We start from the raw sequence: 1,284 nt of genomic DNA, 5'->3' as shown, positions 1-1,284 counted from the left end.
CAATGATTATGGGCACTTCTAAAAACTCTTTGAATTTTTGAAATTTTCTGATTCTCTTGTGGAAGCCCCCCTGAGAGGACGCCCCGATGAGCCGACAAGCTGGATTGTTTGACCGCGAGAAACGCCAGCAGAAGCTGTTGGCGACGAAAGATTTTCTGGATCGCGTGAATCGATTTGTGGCGTGGGAAGCGTTTCGACCAGTGCTGGACACGGCGTTGCAGCGCAAGGACATCAGCCACGGCGGACGCCCTCCGTTTGATGCCGTTCTGATGTTCAGGATGTTGGTTTTGCAAGCCCTTTACAATCTGTCAGACGAAGAAACAGAGTATCAGATACTTGACCGCCAAAGCTTCATGCATTTTCTGGGACTGGAGATTCAGGACGCCGTGCCAGATGCGCGGACGCTGTGGCTGTTCCGCGAGACGTTACGCAAGGCGGGTGCGGTCGAGAAACTGTTTAACCAGTTCGATGGCATGCTGAACGCGCATGGGTTCAAGGCCAGCGGCGGGCAGATGATTGATGCCACGTTCGTCGAGGTTCCACGTCAACGCAACAACCGCGACGACAACAAGCGCATCAAGGAAACCGGGGAAGCCCCCGGAGACTGGAGCGAGAAGAAAGCCGCGCACAAAGACGTTGACGCCGAATGGACAAAGAAAAACGGCGTCGCTTTCTACGGCTACAAGAACCACGCCAACGTGGATCGCACCCACAAAATCATTCGCCGCTACACGGTGACCGGAGCCAGCGTTCACGATAGTCAGGAACTGGAGAATGTTCTTGATCCAAACAATGACAGCAATGACCTGTGGGCCGATAGCGCCTATCGCTCCGAAGAGCAGGAACAAAGATTGAAGGACAAAGAGTATACGTCCCATATTCACGAACGGGCGTATCGAAACAAACCTCTTGCCGAAGAACAGAAAGCCGCCAACACGGAAAAGTCCCGTGTGCGCGTCCGTGTCGAGCATGTATTCGGCCACATCGAAACCTCGATGAACGGTTGTTTCGTTCGCACCATCGGCATTGCCCGTGCGCGCGCCAAAATCGGCCTTGAAAACCTGGCCTACAATATCTCTCGCTTCACCTTTTTGAAAACCAGGGGGCAAGCTGCGCCCGCTTGATGAAAAAACGACGGTTTTAGCAGCAGGCAGGAGCCCAAACCGATAGAAAAACATCCGCTTCAAGAGCAGGGCGTGCTGCATGTTCCATGAAACCTCTGCTTTTGGCTCATGTCACGCTAAAAATATCCATTGTTAGAAGTACCCTTATGAAGTCTTCGCG

The 1,284-nt window shown here is 52.9% G+C and carries 1 protein-coding gene; it reads left to right on the top strand.

Annotation, left to right across the window (positions count from 1 at the left end; all coding sequences use genetic code 11):
- Positions 1-86: 86 nt before the first annotated feature.
- Positions 87-1,124, top strand: a complete 1,038-nt coding sequence (locus ACREXZ_RS30835) for an IS5 family transposase (RefSeq protein ID WP_431767914.1) — start codon at positions 87-89, stop codon at positions 1,122-1,124.
- Positions 1,125-1,284: the final 160 nt, after the last annotated feature.

Source organism: Paraburkholderia sp. (assembly GCF_050742655.1).
Classification (GTDB): Bacteria; Pseudomonadota; Gammaproteobacteria; order Burkholderiales; family Burkholderiaceae; genus Paraburkholderia.
Note: the sequence above shows the minus strand (reverse complement) of the source record. Positions and strands in the feature narration are given on the sequence as shown.